Genomic DNA, 2,500 nt, shown 5'->3' with positions numbered 1-2,500 from the left:
CTGGCACGGAGTTAGCCGGTCCTTATTCTTACAGTACCGTCAAGGTGGTACACGTACCACTGTTTCTTCCTGTATAAAAGCAGTTTACAACCCATAGGGCAGTCATCCTGCACGCGGCATGGCTGGTTCAGAGTTGCCTCCATTGACCAATATTCCTCACTGCTGCCTCCCGTAGGAGTCTGGTCCGTGTCTCAGTACCAGTGTGGGGGATAATCCTCTCAGACCCCCTACCTATCGTTGCCATGGTAAGCCGTTACCTTACCATCTAGCTAATAGGACGCATAGTCATCTTGTACCCATAAATGTTTAATATAAAAGAGATGCCTCTTCTATACATTATGGAGTGTTAATCTTCATTTCTAAAGGCTATCCTCCTGTACAAGGCAGATTCTATACGCGTTACGCACCCGTCCGCCGGTCGTCATCTGTGCAAGCACAATGTTACCCCTCGACTTGCATGTGTTAAGCCTGCCGCTAGCGTTCATCCTGAGCCAGGATCAAACTCTTCATTGTATATTTTAAATAATATTAATGAATAAGTTTCAAAAGAATTTGTTCTAAATTAATAGAACGTGGTTATTCTACTCTTTGTTTACGCTGTCAATTTCAATATTTTCAATGAACGTGTCGAGTCGACACTCACAAGTATTTTCAACTTGATTATCTTCTCAGACTTTTTGTAGAAATGCTAGATTCGAACTAACTGATTCTTATTACAAAACCATTCCAAAATTTCTCTGATCGTATCGCTTTCTTAAAGCGGTTGCAAATCTATAAACTTTTCTAAAACTGACAAAACTTTTTGAAGTTTTTTTTGAGTTTATTTTTACAACATTTTAATGAACTATTTGCCCTAAATCGGACTGCAAAGATACTCCCTTTAATTTGTATCAAACAAGAAAAAATTAACTTATTTTTTACACTTTATTGAACTTATCTTAACCAGCATTTTCAAGAACTTTTAGAGTATATCACTCATGCCCTAAAGCATTCGTTTTCCTCTTAGCGGGTGCAAATATAGATTCCTTTTCTAACATAACAACTACCTTTATGAACCTTTTTTTAAAGTATTTTATGCAGCCCTGTTATACAACTACTTAACACCTGTTTTAATCTTGTAAATTATTAACTTTGACTTTAAATCTTTCATTAAACCCTTTCATATTGCCTCTCTAAAAAATATTTAGCGATTTGTTTGCATGCTATATCAACGACTATTTTGCAATTTTTACCTCGATGGTGCTTAAAAATTGTAGTCAAATCATGTTGCTTTTTCTGAAGATTGACTTAATTATGATAGCAGTACTCTTATATCCTATTTAAAAAAGTTTGTTTTGACATCAATAAAGCCCTTGATCGTAAATTTTTAATCCTCTTTTTATTCGTTTTCACCTATCTACTCTTTTAAAATTGCTTGAAACATTATTATAAAATATCACTTTTTGTTTATTTTACTTTTTAGAGAACACTAAGAACTTGTTTTTTATCTTTTTATAAGTTTATACCCTAATTTCATCTCGATAATTACATGCTCTAAAACAGCTTTTATTCGATATTTCTCTGTATAAATTACAATCAGTGCTTTTTAGTCACTCCTTTCTACTAATCAATTTTCATTTTCCTTCTCTGGAGACTATAAAGCTATTTGTAATCCTTTTTTTTTGTACATAATTGTACTGTATCAGTTTGGGTTACTTAATAGTACTTCATTCTTTTTATTTTCTAAGAAATATCTTGAATTTATGACTATAAATACTGTGGTTTTAATCAGCGTCTAAACATATTGACTGCTATAATAATTTGAACTCGCAGAATACCCAATTAATAAATTTACAATCAGTCATTATAGTGCTATAGTTAACCATCATTTAGAGAAAAAAGGAAATGAATTATTAGAAAAAATAGAAAGCTATGAGTAATTTAAAATTATATAAGCTTTATTTATAATATAAGAAGAGGGGTAATTATGTTAAAAGCACTATTTTTCATTTGAGTTTAGGGCAAAAAAAAACCTCAATCTATAACTAGATTGAGGTTTAAAAGAAAGGCAACGACCTACTCTCCCACCATTGGCAGTACCATCGGCGCAAATGGGCTTAACTTCTCTGTTCGGGATGGAAAGAGGTGAGCCCCATTGCGATAATCACCTTAAATTGTTTCAGTATATTGCAACTGTATAAGTTAACATATTAGTAAAATCATATCGTAAATTATCAAAAGAGTTTGCGTCCCGGTCCGAAGACCGGGAACTATACATAAGCCTATGGGTTATTAGTAATACTCGGCTATGACATTACTGCCTTTACACCTGTATCCTATCAACGTGGTAATCTTCCACGACCCTTTAAAGAAATCTCATCTTGTGGTGGGTTTCGCGCTTATATGCTTTCAGCGCTTATCCCTTCCCAACGTAGCTACTCTGCAATGCTCCTGGCGGAACAACAGATACACCAGAGGTTAGTTCAACTCGGTCCTCTCGTACTAAAGTCAAATCCACTCA

Annotated in this window: 3 rRNA genes (2 of these 3 cut by a window edge); all 3 read right to left on the bottom strand. The window is 34.3% G+C overall.

Annotated elements, in window-relative coordinates:
* Positions 1–513: ribosomal RNA gene (locus tag ACQ629_RS10655) — 16S ribosomal RNA — on the bottom strand (it extends 1,005 nt beyond the left edge of the window).
* Positions 514–2,042: 1,529 nt separating this feature from the next.
* A 5S ribosomal RNA gene (gene rrf, locus ACQ629_RS10650) occupies positions 2,043–2,151 on the bottom strand.
* Between the two features lie 100 nt (positions 2,152–2,251).
* Positions 2,252–2,500 (bottom strand): 23S ribosomal RNA (locus ACQ629_RS10645); it runs 2,635 nt beyond the window's last position.

Source organism: Tenacibaculum sp. SM2510 (assembly GCF_057002845.1).
This window is presented reverse-complemented; position numbering and strand designations above follow the sequence as displayed.